The organism is Neisseria sp. SLRRB23, assembly GCF_050896295.1.
Taxonomy (GTDB): Bacteria; Pseudomonadota; Gammaproteobacteria; order Burkholderiales; family Neisseriaceae; genus Neisseria.
This window is the reverse complement of sequence record NZ_JBPBFH010000095.1, coordinates 1-383: the sequence shown is the minus strand read 5'-3', so window position 1 is coordinate 383 and position 383 is coordinate 1. Positions and strand designations below refer to the sequence as shown.

The 383-nt window shown below is 49.6% G+C and carries 1 protein-coding gene; it reads right to left on the bottom strand.

What is annotated here, in order from left to right; translation table 11 throughout:
• Nucleotides 1–101 precede the first annotated feature (101 nt).
• On the bottom strand, nt 102–383 hold a 282-nt coding region (locus ACRPFF_RS11230), incomplete at its 5' end, for a surface lipoprotein assembly modifier (protein WP_432674670.1).

The following is a 383-nucleotide window of genomic DNA, read 5'->3' as shown; positions in this document are numbered from 1 at the left end:
GTCGAGTCTCGTGGGCTCGGAGATGTGTATAAGAGACAGGCGCAATACGGTGCGGCTGTATGTTTCTTCAGTTTCTCCGGCAGGTTGGAAATCGCTTTGTGTTACGGTTGGTGCACCTGATAAAACGGCAAAACCCCCACCGTCTGCCGCGCATTTTTATACTGCCAGCCCAAATAAGCCCTGCCGAAAGCATCGTCATAAGCCGATTTGCGGCTGAAATAATAGCTTGTGCCCCCGACATTGGCGCGGAACAGCAGATAATGGTTGTCCGCCAGCGTCAATTCGGAATAGGCTTTCCAAACTTCAGGGTATTCTTTACATACAACTGCCTGCATATCATTTCTAAACGGTTGCAGGTTTTGGAAAGTCGGCCTTATGCTTGA